The sequence below is a fragment of the Nostoc sp. genome, assembly GCF_036917815.1.
Taxonomy (GTDB): Bacteria; Cyanobacteriota; Cyanobacteriia; order Cyanobacteriales; family Nostocaceae; genus Nostoc.
Genome location: NZ_JBALEK010000008.1, coordinates 152,187 through 168,651, shown reverse-complemented (window position 1 = coordinate 168,651; position 16,465 = coordinate 152,187). Strand labels below are relative to the sequence as shown.

General features: G+C 42.8%; 16 protein-coding genes. 7 read left to right on the top strand and 9 right to left on the bottom strand.

Translation table 11 applies throughout. The annotated features are described in order from the left end of the window. The first annotated feature begins 124 nt into the window (after positions 1 to 124). Both V7K97_RS02440 and V7K97_RS02435 read left to right on the top strand, forming a co-directional pair. Positions 125 to 1,468 (top strand): PQQ-dependent sugar dehydrogenase, encoded by a 1,344-nt coding sequence (locus V7K97_RS02440; protein ID WP_334799111.1) that lies wholly within the window; start codon positions 125 to 127, stop codon positions 1,466 to 1,468. A gap of 42 nt (positions 1,469 to 1,510) precedes the next feature. Continuing rightward, positions 1,511 to 1,918 carry a phosphomannose isomerase type II C-terminal cupin domain gene (locus V7K97_RS02435; protein WP_334799110.1) on the top strand — a complete coding sequence of 136 codons (408 nt, stop codon included), beginning with the start codon at positions 1,511 to 1,513 and terminating at the stop codon, positions 1,916 to 1,918. A 77-nt stretch (positions 1,919 to 1,995) separates the two neighbouring features. On the opposite strand, the gene V7K97_RS02430 is transcribed toward V7K97_RS02435, so the two are convergent. The 7 genes from V7K97_RS02430 to dndE form a co-directional block, all read right to left on the bottom strand. Then, a complete protein-coding gene (locus tag V7K97_RS02430; protein ID WP_334799109.1) occupies positions 1,996 to 2,754 on the bottom strand; it encodes a HEAT repeat domain-containing protein in 759 nt (252 codons plus the stop codon). 160 nt (positions 2,755 to 2,914) lie between these two features. Next, positions 2,915 to 3,598: a GNAT family N-acetyltransferase gene (locus V7K97_RS02425; protein WP_442938893.1), complete on the bottom strand. Its 684-nt coding sequence runs from the start codon at positions 3,596 to 3,598 to the stop codon at positions 2,915 to 2,917. Between the two features lie 18 nt (positions 3,599 to 3,616). After that, a complete protein-coding gene (locus tag V7K97_RS02420; RefSeq protein ID WP_334799108.1) occupies positions 3,617 to 3,808 on the bottom strand; it encodes a hypothetical protein in 192 nt (63 codons plus the stop codon). Positions 3,809 to 4,006: 198 nt separating this feature from the next. Next, positions 4,007 to 4,420 (bottom strand): ABC transporter permease, encoded by a 414-nt coding sequence (locus V7K97_RS02415; RefSeq protein WP_334799107.1) that lies wholly within the window; start codon positions 4,418 to 4,420, stop codon positions 4,007 to 4,009. Continuing rightward, entirely contained in the window at positions 4,405 to 5,706 is a 1,302-nt protein-coding gene (locus V7K97_RS02410; protein WP_334799106.1) for an AmpG family muropeptide MFS transporter, read from the bottom strand. Before V7K97_RS02410 ends, V7K97_RS02415 begins: the two co-directional genes overlap by 16 nt. Positions 5,707 to 6,163: 457 nt before the next feature. After that, positions 6,164 to 7,621 (bottom strand): DNA phosphorothioation-associated putative methyltransferase, encoded by a 1,458-nt coding sequence (locus V7K97_RS02405; RefSeq protein WP_334799105.1) that lies wholly within the window; start codon positions 7,619 to 7,621, stop codon positions 6,164 to 6,166. A 42-nt stretch (positions 7,622 to 7,663) separates the two neighbouring features. Beyond that, the gene (gene dndE, locus V7K97_RS02400) at positions 7,664 to 8,050 is read right to left on the bottom strand and encodes a DNA sulfur modification protein DndE (RefSeq protein WP_334799104.1); all 387 of its coding nucleotides are present in this window, start codon (positions 8,048 to 8,050) and stop codon (positions 7,664 to 7,666) included. Between the two features lie 718 nt (positions 8,051 to 8,768). Between dndE and V7K97_RS02395 the strand changes: the two genes are divergently transcribed. Continuing rightward, positions 8,769 to 9,164 carry a hypothetical protein gene (locus tag V7K97_RS02395; RefSeq protein WP_334799103.1) on the top strand — a complete coding sequence of 132 codons (396 nt, stop codon included), beginning with the start codon at positions 8,769 to 8,771 and terminating at the stop codon, positions 9,162 to 9,164. 212 nt (positions 9,165 to 9,376) lie between these two features. On the opposite strand, the gene V7K97_RS02390 is transcribed toward V7K97_RS02395, so the two are convergent. Next, positions 9,377 to 9,568: a hypothetical protein gene (locus V7K97_RS02390; RefSeq protein WP_334799102.1), complete on the bottom strand. Its 192-nt coding sequence runs from the start codon at positions 9,566 to 9,568 to the stop codon at positions 9,377 to 9,379. Positions 9,569 to 9,957: 389 nt separating this feature from the next. Beyond that, positions 9,958 to 10,563: a DUF3318 domain-containing protein gene (locus V7K97_RS02385; protein WP_334799101.1), complete on the bottom strand. Its 606-nt coding sequence runs from the start codon at positions 10,561 to 10,563 to the stop codon at positions 9,958 to 9,960. Between the two features lie 150 nt (positions 10,564 to 10,713). Here V7K97_RS02385 and V7K97_RS02380 point away from each other — a divergent pair, with 150 nt between their 5' ends. The 4 genes from V7K97_RS02380 (at position 10,714) to V7K97_RS02365 (ending at position 16,262) form a co-directional block, all read left to right on the top strand. Continuing rightward, a complete protein-coding gene (locus tag V7K97_RS02380) occupies positions 10,714 to 11,727 on the top strand; it encodes a zinc-dependent alcohol dehydrogenase family protein (RefSeq protein WP_334799100.1) in 1,014 nt (337 codons plus the stop codon). Next, a complete protein-coding gene (locus tag V7K97_RS02375) occupies positions 11,720 to 14,041 on the top strand; it encodes a pentapeptide repeat-containing protein (protein WP_334799099.1) in 2,322 nt (773 codons plus the stop codon). Before V7K97_RS02380 ends, V7K97_RS02375 begins: the two co-directional genes overlap by 8 nt. Before the next feature lie 333 nt (positions 14,042 to 14,374). After that, positions 14,375 to 15,664 (top strand): AAA family ATPase, encoded by a 1,290-nt coding sequence (locus V7K97_RS02370; RefSeq protein ID WP_334799098.1) that lies wholly within the window; start codon positions 14,375 to 14,377, stop codon positions 15,662 to 15,664. Then, positions 15,657 to 16,262 (top strand): RloB family protein, encoded by a 606-nt coding sequence (locus V7K97_RS02365; protein ID WP_334799097.1) that lies wholly within the window; start codon positions 15,657 to 15,659, stop codon positions 16,260 to 16,262. Before V7K97_RS02370 ends, V7K97_RS02365 begins: the two co-directional genes overlap by 8 nt. Positions 16,263 to 16,465 lie beyond the last annotated feature (203 nt).

Here is a 16,465-nt window from a genome sequence, read left to right as displayed (position 1 = left end):
CCCCAATCCCTAATCCCCACTACCTTAAGTAGGTTGACTAACTAAAAAAAATCAAACTTTAGACTGGCGACAATTATTAAGTCTCAAATTTAAAGTATAAAAATTGTGTATAGTGTCTACCGCCATGAAAGTCCCTGCGCGTTTCTTGCTGCCAGTTTTTTTACTAACCTTGGTAGCAGCCTGTAACCAGATTCGCGCTTCTTCAGATAATTCCACGCCACAAACATCTGTACCTTCTGCACAACTGACACACAATCCTACACAGTCAAAAAATATCGTCCGTACTCAAACACTTTCACCCACACCCATCAGGATCAATCTGAAGAATTTGCCAGTACCCTTCGCGACAAAAAGTGCCTCCAAGCGGCCTGAGGTTGTACCCATTCCGCAAAATCCGGTGCTGCGTGTACCATCAGGCTTTACAGTAAATGTCTTTGCGGATGGTTTAGATGCCCCACGCTGGCTAGCTTTAACCCCCAGTGGTGATGTCTTAGTGACTGAAACCGGGCAAAATCGGATTCGTCTGTTGCGTGACAGCAATGCTGACGGCATAGCCGACGTTCGAGAAACCTTTGCCAGTCGGGAAAACGGACTCAATAGACCCTTTGGTATGGCTTTTACAGGTAATTCCTTCTTTCTGGGAAACACAGATGCTGTGGTGCGTTTTAACTATACCAAAGGTCAAAATCAGATGACAGGGAAGGGGGAAAAAATTGCCGACTTACCTGCTAAAGGTTATAACAACCATTGGACGCGCAATGTTGTTGTCTCGCCCGATGGCAAAAAATTATATGTTTCAGTTGGTTCAGGAACCAATGTGGATGAAGAATCCTTACCACGGGCTTCGATACAGGTGATGAATTTAGATGGTTCCCAACAGCAGACTTTCGCTTCTGGCTTGCGTAACCCTGTTGGTTTAGACTTTCATCCTGTAACTAAGGAACTTTATGCCACTGTTAACGAACGGGATGGAATTGGCGATGATTTGGTGCCAGACTATCTGACACGCGTTAAACAGGGGGCATTTTACGGCTGGCCTTATGCTTATTTGACACCAAACAACCTCGATCCGCGCCAAAAGACGGATGGCAAAAGTAAACGCCCTGACTTAGTAGCCCGTACCCAAAGACCAGATGTACTGTTCCAGGCGCACTCAGCAGCATTGGGTTTGCAGTTTTATGATGGTAAAACCTTTCCACAAAAATACCGGAATGGTGCTTTTGCTGCTTTTCGTGGTTCTTGGAACCGCGATCGCGGCACTGGTTATAAAATTGTATTTGTTCCCTTCGATGCTAAAGGGCGATCGCTTGGCTATTACGAAGACTTTCTCACCGGATTTTTGCTAAATCCTTCTGTACCAACCACTTGGGGACGACCTGTAGGTTTACTCGTGTTGCCAGATGGTAGTCTACTATTAACAGAAGAAGCTAATAATCGGATTTACAGGATTCAGTATACCGGGGAGTGAACAATTCAAAATATCCATAATCATCTAGTTGAGAAATTAGTTATGACTCAGAACGAAAATAATATTCAGTCAAATATCAACGAATTGTCTCCACATTCCGGCACACGATATTGGGGTGAGGTGGAGGTGATCGAGGAGGGAGAAACCTATAGAATTAGTCGTGTTGAAATTAAGCCCAGGCATGGCATTAAACCACAAATCCATTATCACCGCAATGAACATTGGGTTGTAGTTTCTGGTGTGGCAAAGGTGACTTGTGGCGATGTGGAAACATTACTAAATCGAAACGAATCAACTTATGTTCCCGCAGCAACCCTACATAAGGTAGAAAATCCTGGACACATTCCGCTAGTTATTCTAGAAATTCAAAATGGTGAATATTTAGGTGAGGATGATACTGAGCGTCCTTATGACTTAAATTTGGTCAAACCTGTAGCTGAAGGTCAGTAAGGACTGGGGGATGAGGGAGAAATCAATTCAAAATTCAAAATTCAAAAACTTCTGCCTCCTCTTTCCCAATGTCCAAATTAAAACCACCCTTCTTGTTCCAGGGTTTCAATCAACTGCAAGCCACGGGGATCACCCACTCCTAACAGTGAGGCTTTGGCGTCTTCCCGTACTCCCAAATCTTGGTCTTCGGCAAAGGCTTGAATTAGGGCATCGATCGCTGTGGCATAAACTACATTAGAAGGTAGTTCGCGGCACAGTTGACCAATTGCCCAGGCACTGTTACTCCGCACTGCTGCCACGGGGTCTTTGACTAAGGCTTCAATTAATGGTGGTGTTGCCCCGATAACTGCTTCATAACCTACTTCTGCCATCTGTGCTAAGGCGCTAGCAGCCCACAAACGTACTGCGGAAATGTCAGTTCTTAGGGCATCTGCTAGGGGTGGTAAAGAACGGCGATCGCGACAGTTTCCTAAAGCCCAAACAACACCTTTACGTACATAGCCATTCCAATCATTTTTTAGTTGAGCAATTAACGGACTCACTGCCTCTGAGCTGGGATTGCGTCCGAGTCCATAAGCTGCACTCACCCGCACTAAAGGACAGGTATCAGTTAACAGGCGAATTAGATGGGGAGTCGCACGTGCATCTTCAATATCACAAAAAGCACGAGCCGCTAACATTCGTTGCTGGGGTTGGGGATTTTCCAGGAGGGATAGCATCACTTCTGGATCGGGTCTTGCCACAACTGATTCGGCAGTTAGCGGCTCTATTTTATCTAAGGGGCTTTCTAGCTCCTCCTCAACATCGAGTAGGCTTAGATCGTCTTCGTCATACATAATTTCATTTCAATCCCGAAAAGGGATTAACATATACCCCCGCGCCAATAAGTTAAAGCCTTATAAATATAAGTTGCAGTATTATACACTTTATTTTCACCCTCGTTGAGTTTTATCCAAACGAGAACCTCAGACGCTACAGCGATCGCTATCTTTTGGTTTATTGTTCTGCACTCAGGAATTTTACCATCCAGATGGATTGGGTTTGATAACCTAACTGATTGTAAAGATTCAATGCGGGTTTGTTCGATTGAAACACTTGCAGTCCAATCTGGCGATCGCCTCTTTCAATAGCCCAATTTTCTATATATCGCATCAACGCCCTACCAATACCCCGTCGCCGATGTTCTGGTACAACGTAGAGGATAAAGATATGAGCATGACGGTTTCCCTGCACTTGATCTATGGCATTCCCCACCCAGAGGCAGGCTATAGGGGAATTGGGCACTTGTACTGAGCGTTCGCGTAGCGTCTCCAAGAGTTGCCGAAGTATTGGGAATTGGGCATTGGGAATGGGGCATGGGGCATTGCTTATTCTTCTTATCTCCCCCTGCTCCCCGCTCCCTGCTCCCTGCTCCCCCTGCTCCCCGCTCCCTGCTCCCTGCTCCCTCTGCTCCCCCTGCTCCCCCTGCTCCCCGCTCCCTGCTCCCTGCTCCCCCTCTTCCTCAACCCACCACAAGGGCGTATCGCTAGAAAAGTATTGCTTAACTGTTTGCTCTAGGTGGGAAAAATCCTCATTGGGAAAGAGATCCTCATAAGTTCGCTGCATGAATTTAAGTAGGAGCGATCGCTCCAAAGCGGAGCCACGGCGAATAATATACCCAGGTAGTAGTTGTTCAGACACTTAAATACGTTTATTTACTTAGTTAGCTAAGTTATGTGCTGCTGGTGGTAAATCAGTTGGAGTCGGTTGAAAACTCATCTCTACCTTTTCAATTGGTGCGGGTGCTGCCATATCAGAAGGTAAAAAGATCCGGGCGCTGACTGCGACTAAGGCAAAGAGAAATACCAAAACTGCAAGCAGTGGGGCGATGTATTGACGAAAAATAGCCATATTTTAATTGCAAACAGAGTGACGAACTTTTATGAGAACTTAGCTGAAGATTTGTGAAGTATTCTTGATTTATTTTAGCAATTTTATGTGCATGGGAATTGGGAATAGGGCATTGGGCATGGGGCATTGGCGATTGGAAAAATTCTCCCTTGTCCTCCTAACTCCTGTACAGACGCGATTAATCGCGTCTCTACTTCCCTACTCCTTCTGGCGATCGCGCTCTAAGTCATCAAGCACTCTTTCGCAATACCAATTCTCCGGCATCCCAGGATAAGTTTCTTTTGCTTGTTCAATTAACCGTTCGGCAGCAGCAGTGTCACCGGATAATTTAGCGATTAGTCTGTTTTTGAGATAGCTATCAGATAAACCCTCCTCTACCTGGTTTGGTATCCCTTCATTTATAGTTGATGACCGGGACTGTTCTCTCCGCAACTGCCAAAATAAAACGTAATAAAGTGTACCAAAAATTAAAATTAGGCTGAGTGTTCCGAAAAAAGTTAGGAGGTTAAATGCGAGAAATCCTAGAACTAACTGCGAGAGAACATAGCCAAGTAATAAACCAGTGAGTAAGAGAATAAATGTGCCGACAGCAATAACTACTTGATTCCCCATATATCCTCTTCTTCGTTCTCTAATCCTGGTCTGGATAATACTACCACTGGCTTTGGATTCCAAGGGGCAAAGAATGGTAATAATAGTAATCCTGGCAAAGCTGCTATTGCTGTCAGTAGAAAGAATGTAGACCAGCCGGTGGCTTGTGCCCAGGTACCTGCCGGAGCCGTGACAATATCTCTACTAAAAGCCTGCAAACTCGAAAGTAAGGCGTACTGTGTAGCTGAAAAGCTTTGGTTACAAAGACTCATCAAAAATGCTACAAAAGCAGCAGTTTCTAAACCGGCACAGAATTGTTCTATATTAACGGCAGCTAACATTAGATAGAAGTTTTTACCTACTACTGCTAACGCAAAGAAAGCCAAGTTGCCGACAGCTTGCATAATGGCGAATATCCAAAGCGCCCGATTAACACCAATTTTGGTCATTACTGCTCCTGCTGCCAAGGTGCCAACAATAGTGGCGAAAATTCCCAATGCACCAGGAAATGCGATGTCGGTTTGAGTGAAATGTAAGCCTTTATCTAACAAAAATGGGGTGGATACATTCTTGAGTAAAGAATCCCCCAACTTGTAGATCACAATGAATATCAGGATTAAAAGTCCTTGTAGCCAGCCCTGACGCTGGAAAAATTCAATAAAGGGTAATTTGACGGCGGCGGATAAAGTCTGAGGTGGGCGATCGCGTAGGACTGGTTCTGGTGCAAAAATAGAACTTAGCAAACCTACGAGCATCAACAACGACATCAACAGGTAAACAGCTTGCCAAGGCATTCTGTCTGCCAAAAATAACGTGACGTAACCCGTTACTAAAATAGCAAGGCGATAACCCAATAAATAAATAGATGCTCCAGCACCTCTTTCTTGGACTTCCACTACATCAGTGCGGTAAGCATCAACTAAAATGTCCTGGCTGGCGCTAAAAAAAGCAACGGCCACAGCAGCAATTATTAAAGGTTGTAGCCCTTGGGATGGGTGTTGTAAAGCCATTGCAGCTATACTTAACAGTAATGCTACTTGTGTAATTACCATCCAACCTCGACGTCGCCCCAAAAAAGGCGGTACAAATCTATCTAGTAAAGGCGACCAGAGAAATTTTAAAGAATAGGGTAGCTTTACTAAACTAAAAGCGGCGATCGCTGCCAAGCTGATTCCTTCTTTGCTCAACCATGCTTGTAATGTCTGACTGGTTAAATATAACGGCAACCCTGATGAAAAGCCAAGAAATAACAAAGCTCCCATCTTCGGGCTGCCATAAATTCGTAGCAGCGATTTATTTACTTGCACAATCTTGAAGATTCCTTTTTATTTAATTGAATTGCAGTTATCTTGCCATAACTGCTGTCTAATTTCGTGTAAGCACACAAACCTGCGAAGATTTTTTTTATTTAAGATATATGTAGCGGTTCTCGGTTGAGTGAGGTACAAGAACCCCACCCCCAACCCCCTCCCCGCTTGCGGGGAGGGGGCTAAGATATACCTTCTATGATTAGGAAACGCTATTACTCGTTCCTGGGCTGCCGCCTGGGAATGCATTCATTGAGTCTCTGGCTCAATGTCTTGACTAGAGGCGGCAGCCCCTAATCAGCCATTCCCATGAAGAGCATGGGAAGGAGATAACAATGGGAAATCGAGCTTTTTTCGACTTGTGTGTACACCGTAGGCTTGCGGGGAGGGCGCTAAGATATACCTTCTATGATTAGGAAACGCTAGATCAGCAATACTCTAACAGTGTGATTATTGCTTAATTTTCCTTAATGGAATAAACCTGATGTGCCCTGATTTCTACCCCGTGTGCAGTAAGGCATTTCTCCCAACCTTTACGCGTACCAATGTCGCTTTTGTGATTGAGTAATCCTAATTGTTCTTCTTGTTGGGTGAGTTGAGCAAATTCTTCGTAGCCGGGGTAGTTGCTGGTAACAAATGTTTCTTTGCGGTGCAAAATCGGCGGATTTGCTCTAGTTGCATAGTCTCGGTGAGTGACGACTAGGGTTTTTAAGTCAATAGTTATACTAGCTTTTAATGCTGGATGGGGATCAGTATCGAAATCAGGGTAACACAGATAGGATATTTGTGGCTTATCAGTGTGATATTTGATCAATGTGGCTTCATCTACACGCCCAATGGTACGGCTAGCGCAACCTTCACAAATCCGTAGCACGGGGTTAAGTGCTGCTAGTGCCGAAACGTGGACGTAAAGGGCACCGCGCGTGTGTTTGCCAATTTTGCTTTTTTCACAAGCAGTTTGAATCACCCCAGGCTTCCCTAAACTGAAAAGCTTTTGATCGGCGACTTGACAAGCTTCTTCATAGCTACTAAAAAAGGCTTTGATATCGTGACGCATTTCTGGCGCTAGCTTCTGCCATGCAGGGCGTTTATCAAAGTGAGTCAGGGCGAGATAAACTTGGATATCTAGAGAACGACGGTAAGCGATCGCATCCCATTCAGCTTCATCAGTAGCTTGTAAAACTACACCAAAGGCGCGGCGAAAGTTCCCAAATTCCCTCAGTAATTCCTGTTCATTTTCCAATTCGCCTTTCACGGGTAGTCTACCGCGCCTGGTAAAAAAAGCCATGAGTGGTTGCAGCTGTTCTTGATAGTCTTCAAACCGCTTAGTGGGGATGCGAACTCTGGGTGTAGAGGTGGTAGAAAAGAAGCGGATAGCTTTGTAACTTTCTTTTTGGGCCTCATCTCGAAAAACAAAGTAAACGCCTAATGCTATGGGTATCGCATCGACATTTAGCACTTGATCAATATAAGTTTTGAGTTCTTCTTGTTCGTAATATTTCTGAAAAGTATTGCGGCGTGTCACAATGCCATCATTGTAAGCAAGTTGGGTTTTACTGGGAGCGTTAATCAGTATTTGAGCAGCGACAATTAAAACTTTCCCACTGAGTTCCCAAGCTTGGATCAGGCTTTGACGGCGTTCCTCTGAGTCTTCAATGACGTTGAGGACATAGCCCAAATTGACCACATCGGCGGCGGTGCGTGGTACATCAGGATAGTAGTAAGGGTCCCAGCCTGCACTGGTGTAGCCTAAGTTTGCTACTCGCTGGACATCACCACCGTAGCCACAACCGTAGTCAAAAAAAGTGGTGTCTTGATTTAGGATTGCCCATTCTATTGCCAATCGCACGGGGCGAGATATGTCAGTGCGAGCGATCGCAGCTCTGTGACGCTCGATTTCTAGCGCTTCAGGCATAAGAATAATTCGTAATTAAGACACCCAGCACCTAATATTCTTTCAAGATTTAATGGCCACTTCAATTAAATCTTCAATTTTCTTGATATTTGGATCGCCTGCTAAGTAGCCAATACCGCGATGCAAATGCAGGCGAAATTGGCTGGCGAGGGTTTCTTTGTCGGTGGGATAGCCGTCATTGTGACAGCGTTGCTTGAGGGCGAGGAGCAGAATATCGGACATTTCGCCGCCAAAGACGCGCCAAGTCATTTCGACGTTGCTATCTTGGGGAATTGGGACGGGGGAGGGTGCGGTTGATTCTGCGAGGGAACGACAAAACGCCCAACGACATAGGATATTCCATTGCTCGATTTTAGTGCTGCGTCTGAGCTTGGTAAGTTGCTCTTTCGCTGTTTGGGAGAGGCGAATACGTTCGATTGGTGATTCCATAATCTTCGTCAATAATCAGTTTTACTAAAAATTCAACGCGATCGCGGGAGTCCCCCGCCAATACCTAGAATTACCCTGGTTGTGCTGGTGGAATAATCGGGGTAATTTGCTAAAGACAGGATGGGAGCGATGTCTACGACGGTCTATTCGGCGTCGCAACGTCTAGCTGCTAAACTAAGAAAATTAAATATCAGCCGCAAGAAGTTAGTTTAATTATTTTGGCAACTACCTTTAGATAGATAGGGTAAACACTACGCGGTTTATCGAGGAAGGCTGGAGGCAGGAGGAAAACTGGACTCTGTAACAGCCCGCGAGCAAAGAGTCTTGGGTTTAAGACCCCCACTGAACAAGAGTTCAGGGCTGCTAAATCAGTAGGCGTCCAATCCCCAACTGAAAAACTCCTCCTGCCTCCTGCCTCCTTCAAGATCATAAATTCTTTGCTACTAATGAAAAGGCAACTTTCATATCTAAATAATGCAGACTGCATATTTAATTGTTTTTGTCAATCCCTAATGCCCTGCTTGTACTAATAAATCATCAAGGCCTTCTCTGGACTGAATCTATATTCATGCTTTCAGTAGATGCAGTTATGACTTGGCAAATGAGATTATATATATAGTCTCGAACAATAAATAGTTGCTGTTGTTCAGATGATAAAATCAGATTTTATCCGGTTTCAGTAACTTTGGATTGTTTGATGTTTTGAGAAGGTAACACAATGAATAATATCCTAAAGCGTACACTTTTACCCAGTCTTATGGCTGCAAGTTTAGCTGGTGTCACATTAGTTCCCGCTAAACCGGCTGCTGCTGATGACCAAGTATTAAGAGATGCAGGTATTGGGGCTGTTACCAATGTAGTCACGGGAGCAGTTCTGGGACATGGTAATGTCTTAAAAAATGCTGTTAGGGGTGGTGTAACTGGTGCAGCCGTGAATGGTGCAAATGGTCTGAGAAAGCATCCTCGTCACCGAAATCTTGCTCAAGATGCCGCAGTCGGTGCAGGGGCTAGCGCATTGACTGGTGCAATTACTGGCGATCGCAGAGACACCCTTGGCAATGCTGTTGATGGTGCAGCTGTAGGTGGAGCAATCCATGTGCTGACCAATCACTAATAATTCGTAATTTATCAGCTGAAATACTTCCCAACTGCTAACGGGTTGCACTTGTAAGCACTACGAACTTATCCTTCCCCTAATTCCTGTGCTTCTAGTATGAGCAAACACAACCCCCTTTCCCTAGTAGGGAAAGGGGGTTGGCGGGTTAGATTTATATTGGGATATATGCCACCGTCAGGTTCAGATGACTTTAAACTTAATAGTAAACTCTAGCCCTTCAACGCCTTTCTAAAGTTTCGACGATAGGATTGATTTGTAATAAACAAAGCTGGCCATAGCAAAGATAAACCAATGCGATTGGTCAAAGTTGGATTAAAATTAGTCCGCCCAAACCCATTCCAAAACTTCCAAACGCCGCCTCCGTAAACCACTATCAAGCCAATAAAAATCAAGGTGCCCATTCCTATCAACTCCGTTAGTAACTGACAGAATTTAAGTTAAGTTTTACTACACGAGGTAATCACCTCATCAGCTACACCGAGAAGGTATGACAAAACTCCCCAGTTTTTGATATCTAAATCAGTAAAACACACATTCTCTTATTACAGTGTAGAATAGCCTCATGCATTGCAGCTATAGGCTTCTGAGTTGAGTCGAATAGAAACCTAACCCCCAACCCTTCCCTACAAGGGAAGGGGGGTAAGATTTAAAACCTGCTCCTTTTAGGAGCTACAGTTCTAAAAAACAATAAATTATCCGAAACATTAAGCTGAGACAAGATCAAAACCTCATCTGAAATTTAAACGTTGTGGAGCGATCGCTCTGAAAAACCCATAGAAATAAAGATTTTTTACTTATCATAACTTTCTGGCATCCCCACTGGTGATAAACCTGCGATCGCTCGTAAGTTTTGGCAACGAATCAATTCGCTAAAATTTAAACCAGAACGCCCTTCAATTTTGGCTACCGCTTCAATTGCAGATAATAGGTGCTGTGCTGCTTCTACTTCTGAATAGCCGCGCCTCTGTCCTATTTTAATTGCTGCTGTATCGGCATTTAACTCTGACTCTTGAGATTTATTAGTGCGCCAGATCCGAAAAGTGGCGATCGCACTTAGCCCCCCAGCTACGGCTACACCCACCACATCTGACTGTGCTGCTTCCAAGAATCCGCCTAACAGCCCAGCCAGTACCACACCTTGGTAAATGTCGGGTTTAAACCACTTGACCCCCGTCAACCAGCTAACCATTTGCAACAGTAGCAAATCTCGTTGCGGCTTTGTCAAGCGACGCCACAAATCAAAATTAATATATATTGGTCGCGCCTGATTCCAGGGTTGGGGAAAGGACGCGTCAATCACTTTTGCCTGCTCCGGCTTACTAACAAGTTTTGTCGTCATCCGACCAGAAGCAGGCATGACATCTAACAAACGGCGAATTTCAACATTTGGCTCCATAAACTTAATTATTAGCCATAATGTGCATAATGGAGTTTAGACTAAAAGGGACACAAGTATCAGCAATTGTCCCTCATAAATAGCTCTGTGTCTACCCTCTTGCGCTAAAGTTGCATAATAACGTGCATCTCAAGCCAGGAGGAAAGAGTTGTGAAAGCAGTCTTGATGACAACAGCTGGCAGTCCCGAAGTTCTGCAAGTACAAGAAGTGCCAAACCCTGCTGTTCCTGTAAGGAATACTGAACTTTTAGTACGTTTGGTAGCAGCTGGCATTAACCCTATTGACACTAAACTTCGTAGCCGAGGCACTTTTTACCCCGATCGCACCCCGACAATTTTAGGATGTGATGGTGCTGGTATTGTCGAAGCAGTAGGTGCTGGGGTTCAGCATTTTCGCTCAGGCGATGAGGTATACTTTTGCTATGGCGGCTTAGGCGCACATCAAGGAAACTATGCTGAATACACCGTTGTAGATGAGCGATTTGTGGCACGTAAACCCGCTTCCATCTCCTTTGCCGAAGCAGCAGCAGCACCTTTAGTATTAATCACCGCCTGGGAAGCTTTATATGAACGAGGACGATTAGAACCTGGGGAACAGGTTTTGATTCATGCGGGTGCTGGTGGTGTTGGTCATGTAGCAATTCAATTGGCCAAACTCAAAGGCACCACTGTCTCTACCACAGTCAGTTCTGAAGAAAAAGCTAATTTCGTCAAACAACTTGGTGCTGATCATGTAATTCTTTACAAACAAACAGACATTGTGGAAGCGGTATTAGATTGGACTGGCGGCAAAGGCGTAGACTTAGCTTTTGATACCGTAGGCGGCGAAACCCTTCACAAAACCTTCCCCGCAGTGCGAGTATACGGCGATATTGTGACAATTCTCGAACCTGATGCCAATACTGTTTGGAAAACTGCTAGACAACGCAATCTCCGCATTAGTTTAGAATTAATGCTGACACCAGCATTGCTAGGATTAGAAGAGAACCTCCAGCATCAGGCAGAAATTCTCAAACAATGCGCCACCTGGATCGATGAAGGCAAGTTAAAAATCCATGTTAGTCACAAATTTCCTTTAAAAGAAGCGGCTAAAGCCCACCAACTGATTGAAAGCGGGTCTGTGGCGGGTAAAATTGTTCTGCTAATTAGCGACGAACTTGCATAAATTATTTTTTAAAGGCATAGACACGCAGAAGTTCAACCCAAAAGCACACACAAGGGTTTCTCTGCGAACCTCTGCGCTTTCCTTTGCGTACCTTTGCGTTTTAACTCTTCTCCTCTTCCTCTTCCTACCTACTTTAGCAGCACAAACACAACCAGAACGCACACCCTTAACTCTGGAATTATTACAAGAACGACTGCGTACACCCATACTCCGCGAAGGAAATTTGACTATAGATTTGCAGAAGATGGTGATTGATTTGCGCCCAGAAAACGCCAGCTTTCATGATGCTTTTTACCAACTACTGCGAAAAGAACTAGGTGCAAAACCTTTGGGTTTAGACCTCAGCTATGCTCGGATTTTGGGGGATTTTGTTGGCAGCGATTTGGGTTTAAGAACACCCTTGTATCCTCAAGCGATGTCTGGCGACAAGCCCTACCCTTGGGAGAAGACTGCGACCCCCTCACCCCGAGGCGTCTACGCTCCCATTTTCACCGCTACCGAACAACAAGAACTAGAACATTTGCGTCTCGTTTGTCTGGATTCACTAGGGATATCCCCGACAACCTACACTTACGCTTTACCCAACTCTAAAGATTGTCGATCGCTTTTAGGAACACAGTCAACACCATCCAGTGAAATCATCGTCTTTCGTGGTGTCTTAACACTAGTGCAAACTCGCTTTAATGGTGAAGTGAAATTCTCCAATACATTTTTTCTTCAGTCTGTAGATGCCCAAGGTGCAACTTTTCTCCAAGCTACTAACTGGACTGAAACCAGATTTGCTCGTCAGGTTAGTTTTAACAGTGTTAATTTCCAGCAATCAAGCAATTTTCAAGGCAGTATTTTTTTTGATAAAGCTAATTTTAAACAAACTAAATTTCAGGAAATTGCTGATTTTCAAGGCAATATCTTTGAAAAGACTGCTAACTTCAACCAAGCAACTTTTAAACAGTTGGCTAAATTCAGTAGTGTGCAATGGCAAGGAAATGCTGATTTTTCGGATGTGCGCTTTGCCAATCAAGTACAGTTTACTAAAGCGAATTTTAATAATTTTCTGCTTTTAACAGAAGCGACTTTTGAGCAAGCTGTAAGCTTTCGGGAAGCAGAGTTTAACCAATCGGTAAATCTGCAAGGTGCAAACATTCTTAACCAAGCAGATTTTAGTGATGCCAGATTTGTGACAGAGGCTTGTTTAAGCGTACCTGGTTTAACTTTTAACTCCAACAAAGCGAAAATTTTAGGTAATCCCGGTGAGATCGGTAAAATGTTTTGTATCCCTACATTGCAAGGTAATCAAAACATCTTGCGGAATTTGGGGCAAAATTTCCGTCAACAACAGCAAGTTGCTGATGCTAATGAACTAGAATACACAAAACAACGACTGCGATTAATAGAAATGAGTCGCCGTTTGACGGCTACAAATATTAACAGTGCAACTGTCGCAAATTTGATTAATCGGGGTTTTTCTCCAACTCAAGCCCAAGCGATCGCCCAGCGTCGTCTCATCAAACCATTTCGCAACAGCAATGAGTTACTCACCTTAGCAGACATCGGTTTAGAAAAATATACCCAACTGAGCGATCGCCTAATTGTTGGCGAACCCCTTTCTATCGGTGAGTGGTTACTGCAAGCTTGGAGTTGGTTGGCGTTGAGTGTACTGTTATTGTTGAGTGGCTATGGTACGAGTTTTTGGTTAGTGTTTGGTGTGGGAGGATTAGCGATCGCTTATTTCGGCTTACTATTTTGGCTAGTGGATCGCTGTCGTCGGCTGCATCCTGTACCAATTATTCCCACATCTTATGAAACCATTTCGATATTAGTCAGTTTTAGCGTTTTAGAATTCTTCAGCTTACTAGCGATCTTTCGCAACGCTGAACAACCTTGGCTAACATTGGGGTGTCTTTTAATAATTATTGTCCCCGTACCAATGGCTTTATTGAGCCGGCTTTACCAACAAGGTCGTTATCATGATTTAATGGACGTTTCTTACTTCACAGAAGACGGCACATTTCGCCAGTTACGATTATTGATTGGACGTTTACCAGTGATACCAAGGAATCAGACATTTCGGGAACGATATATGCCCTTGTTGTGCGATCGCCGTTGGAACTGGCTAAACTACTATGATTTTAGTCTTAACAACCTAGTTAAATTAGGATTTAACGACATCCGCCTACGAGATGAACACCTACCAGGTATCATCTCTGCACTTGCTTGGTATCAATGGAGTTTGGGTTTAATTTACATCACCCTAGTTTTGTGGACACTTTCCCGTACAATTCCGGGGTTGAATTTGCTGATTTATCTGAAGTAATTTTCTTGTACCTAAACTTTTGCTTGATTTATACGTGTCTATCATCAGTTTTTGCAACAAAATAGCCAATCGTCCGGTGCAGGCGTTTATTATACCGCATACCCTAATAAGCTGTTCCACATTTAACTTGCATAATTAGAGCGCTCATGTTGCCCACCCCACAAGAGTTATATAAATTTTAGATATGCAAACTAGATGTGGTTTAGCTTAACAGTACATTTGTATGCATTAAACAGCCTTATAACTTAGCATCTTCAACCAATTATTGCTACTCTTAAAGCAGTAAATTATGATTTATTAACAGATTTCTGTCTTAAGCCTAAACTTCATCCTATGCTTATTGAATTCAGTGTCGGCAACTACAGATCGTTTAAAGAGCAAGTCACCTTTAGTATGGTGGCAGCTAACCTTGCCGCAAAAGACAAAAAGCTCGACGAAAACAACGTTTTTGAAATAGATAATGATTTAAAAGTACTTAAAAGCGCCGCAATATACGGTGCAAATGCTAGTGGTAAAAGTAATCTGGCTACAGCTTTAGGTTTCATGAGATGGTTCATGATTAATTCTTCTAAAGAGACTCAAAGCACGGAAAAAATAGGTGTTGAGCGATTTAAACTCAGCACTGAAACCGAAGCTAAACCATCTTTTTTTGAAATAGTATTTTTAATGAGTGGTAAGAGATATAGATATGGATTCGAGGCAACTCTTGAAAAAGTCGTTTCTGAATGGTTATTTTATGTCCCTAAATCAAAAGAAACTAAACTTTTTGGGCGCAAACTGGACAAGATTAGTGTTTCTAAAACATATAAAGCTGAAGGGATTCAGCAGAAAACAAGACATAATGCTCTCTTCTTGTCTGTATCTGCTCAATTTAATGTGCAGATTGCAGAGAAAATCTTGGATTGGCTGGTAAACAGAGTTAAACTTATCTCTGGTTTAGATGATAGTGGCTATCAAGGATACACAGTTAGTTGTTTAATGAATAATGAAAATAAAGATGAAATTATTCAGTTAATCAAAAAATTAGATTTAGGATTTGGTGATGTAAAGGTAGAAGAAAGTGAAGTGACTGTTGATTCTTTACTTATTAAATTTCCAGATGAAATAAAGAATTTCATTTTAAAAAGTGCTGGAAACAAAGTGATATCAATTCAAACCATGCACCGTAAATTTGATGAGAAAGGAAATATTATATCTACAAAAGAGCTTTTTAATTTAAATAATCAAGAATCTGAAGGAACTCAAAAAGTCTTTTCTTTGGCAGGACCTCTTGTTGATACACTGAAAAACGGTAAAATCCTAATTATTGATGAATTTGATGCTAGAATTCATCCCTTAATCAGTCGTGCAATTGTGGAATTATTTAATTCCAACGAAACGAATCCAAATAATGCTCAGTTAATATTTATGACTCATGATACCAATTTGCTTAACAATAAGCTTTTTCGTAGAGATCAGATTTGGTTTACTGAAAAGAATAGATATGGTGCAACAGATTTGTACTCTCTAGCAGAATACAATATAAGTAACGATACCTCATTTGAGAGTGATTATATTAAAGGTAGATATGGCGCAATTCCATATATCGGAAATTTAAATCATTTAATCGACTCTCATGCCTAGAATAAAAGCAAACTCTCGTGGATACTCACCGAGAAAAGTTAATACTAGGGAAGTCAAGCAAAGATTCTTAATCGTATGTGAAGGAGCCAAGACCGAACCTAACTACTTTAGGAGTTTTCGTGTTCCTAAGAATGTCGCGGAAATAGATGTGCAGGGTTTAGGAGAGAATCCCAGTAAACTAGTTGAAAGCGCCAAGTATCTTAATAAACAAGAAGAGTATGATCAGATTTGGTGCGTTTTTGATCGTGATTCTTGGACTATAGAAGATTTTAATAATGCTATTAAAAATGCTGAGGATCAGGGGTTTAAAGTAGCTTATTCTAATGAATCGTTTGAATTATGGTATGTTCTGCATTTTGAATTTCTCAATACTGGTATTCCTCGAAGTGATTATCTAAAAAAGTTAACTTGTTTATTTGGTCGGACATATAAGAAGAATAGCGAAACGATTTATGATGAGCTATTTGATAAGCAACCTATTGCTATTAAAAATGCTGAAAATCTTCTTAAACAATATAATCCTCACATTCCAGCTAAAGATAATCCATCAACAAGGGTACATTTATTGGTTCAGGAACTCAACAAGTTTATTCAGTAAACAGAATAAATCTGCACAGTAGGGAGCATCATGTGCAAAAACCTTGATAGCCCTCATCCCCTAACCCCTTCTCCCATCTTTGGGATTCGGGGAACTAGAATTATGTCTCCCCTCTCACGGATGTTGGGAGAGGGGCTGGGAGTGAGGGAAAAGATTTAAGCTCTCATTGGGATGCTGCCTGCACAGTAAGCAGTAAATCGCCG

Bases quoted from the DNA above. Each gene is read 5' to 3' on its own strand.
- V7K97_RS02440 (WP_334799111.1), top strand. From the start codon at position 125: ATGAAAGTCCCTGCGCGTTTCTTGCTGCCAGTTTTTTTACTAACCTTG.
- V7K97_RS02420 (WP_334799108.1), bottom strand. From the start codon at position 3,808: ATGGCTATTTTTCGTCAATACATCGCCCCACTGCTTGCAGTTTTGGTA.
- V7K97_RS02435 (WP_334799110.1), top strand. From the start codon at position 1,511: ATGACTCAGAACGAAAATAATATTCAGTCAAATATCAACGAATTGTCT.
- V7K97_RS02395 (WP_334799103.1), top strand. From the start codon at position 8,769: ATGAATAATATCCTAAAGCGTACACTTTTACCCAGTCTTATGGCTGCA.
- V7K97_RS02415 (WP_334799107.1), bottom strand. From the start codon at position 4,420: ATGGGGAATCAAGTAGTTATTGCTGTCGGCACATTTATTCTCTTACTC.
- V7K97_RS02370 (WP_334799098.1), top strand. From the start codon at position 14,375: ATGCTTATTGAATTCAGTGTCGGCAACTACAGATCGTTTAAAGAGCAA.
- dndE (WP_334799104.1), bottom strand. From the start codon at position 8,050: ATGGAATCACCAATCGAACGTATTCGCCTCTCCCAAACAGCGAAAGAG.
- V7K97_RS02405 (WP_334799105.1), bottom strand. From the start codon at position 7,621: ATGCCTGAAGCGCTAGAAATCGAGCGTCACAGAGCTGCGATCGCTCGC.
- V7K97_RS02390 (WP_334799102.1), bottom strand. From the start codon at position 9,568: ATGGGCACCTTGATTTTTATTGGCTTGATAGTGGTTTACGGAGGCGGC.
- V7K97_RS02430 (WP_334799109.1), bottom strand. From the start codon at position 2,754: ATGTATGACGAAGACGATCTAAGCCTACTCGATGTTGAGGAGGAGCTA.
- V7K97_RS02385 (WP_334799101.1), bottom strand. From the start codon at position 10,563: ATGGAGCCAAATGTTGAAATTCGCCGTTTGTTAGATGTCATGCCTGCT.
- V7K97_RS02365 (WP_334799097.1), top strand. From the start codon at position 15,657: ATGCCTAGAATAAAAGCAAACTCTCGTGGATACTCACCGAGAAAAGTT.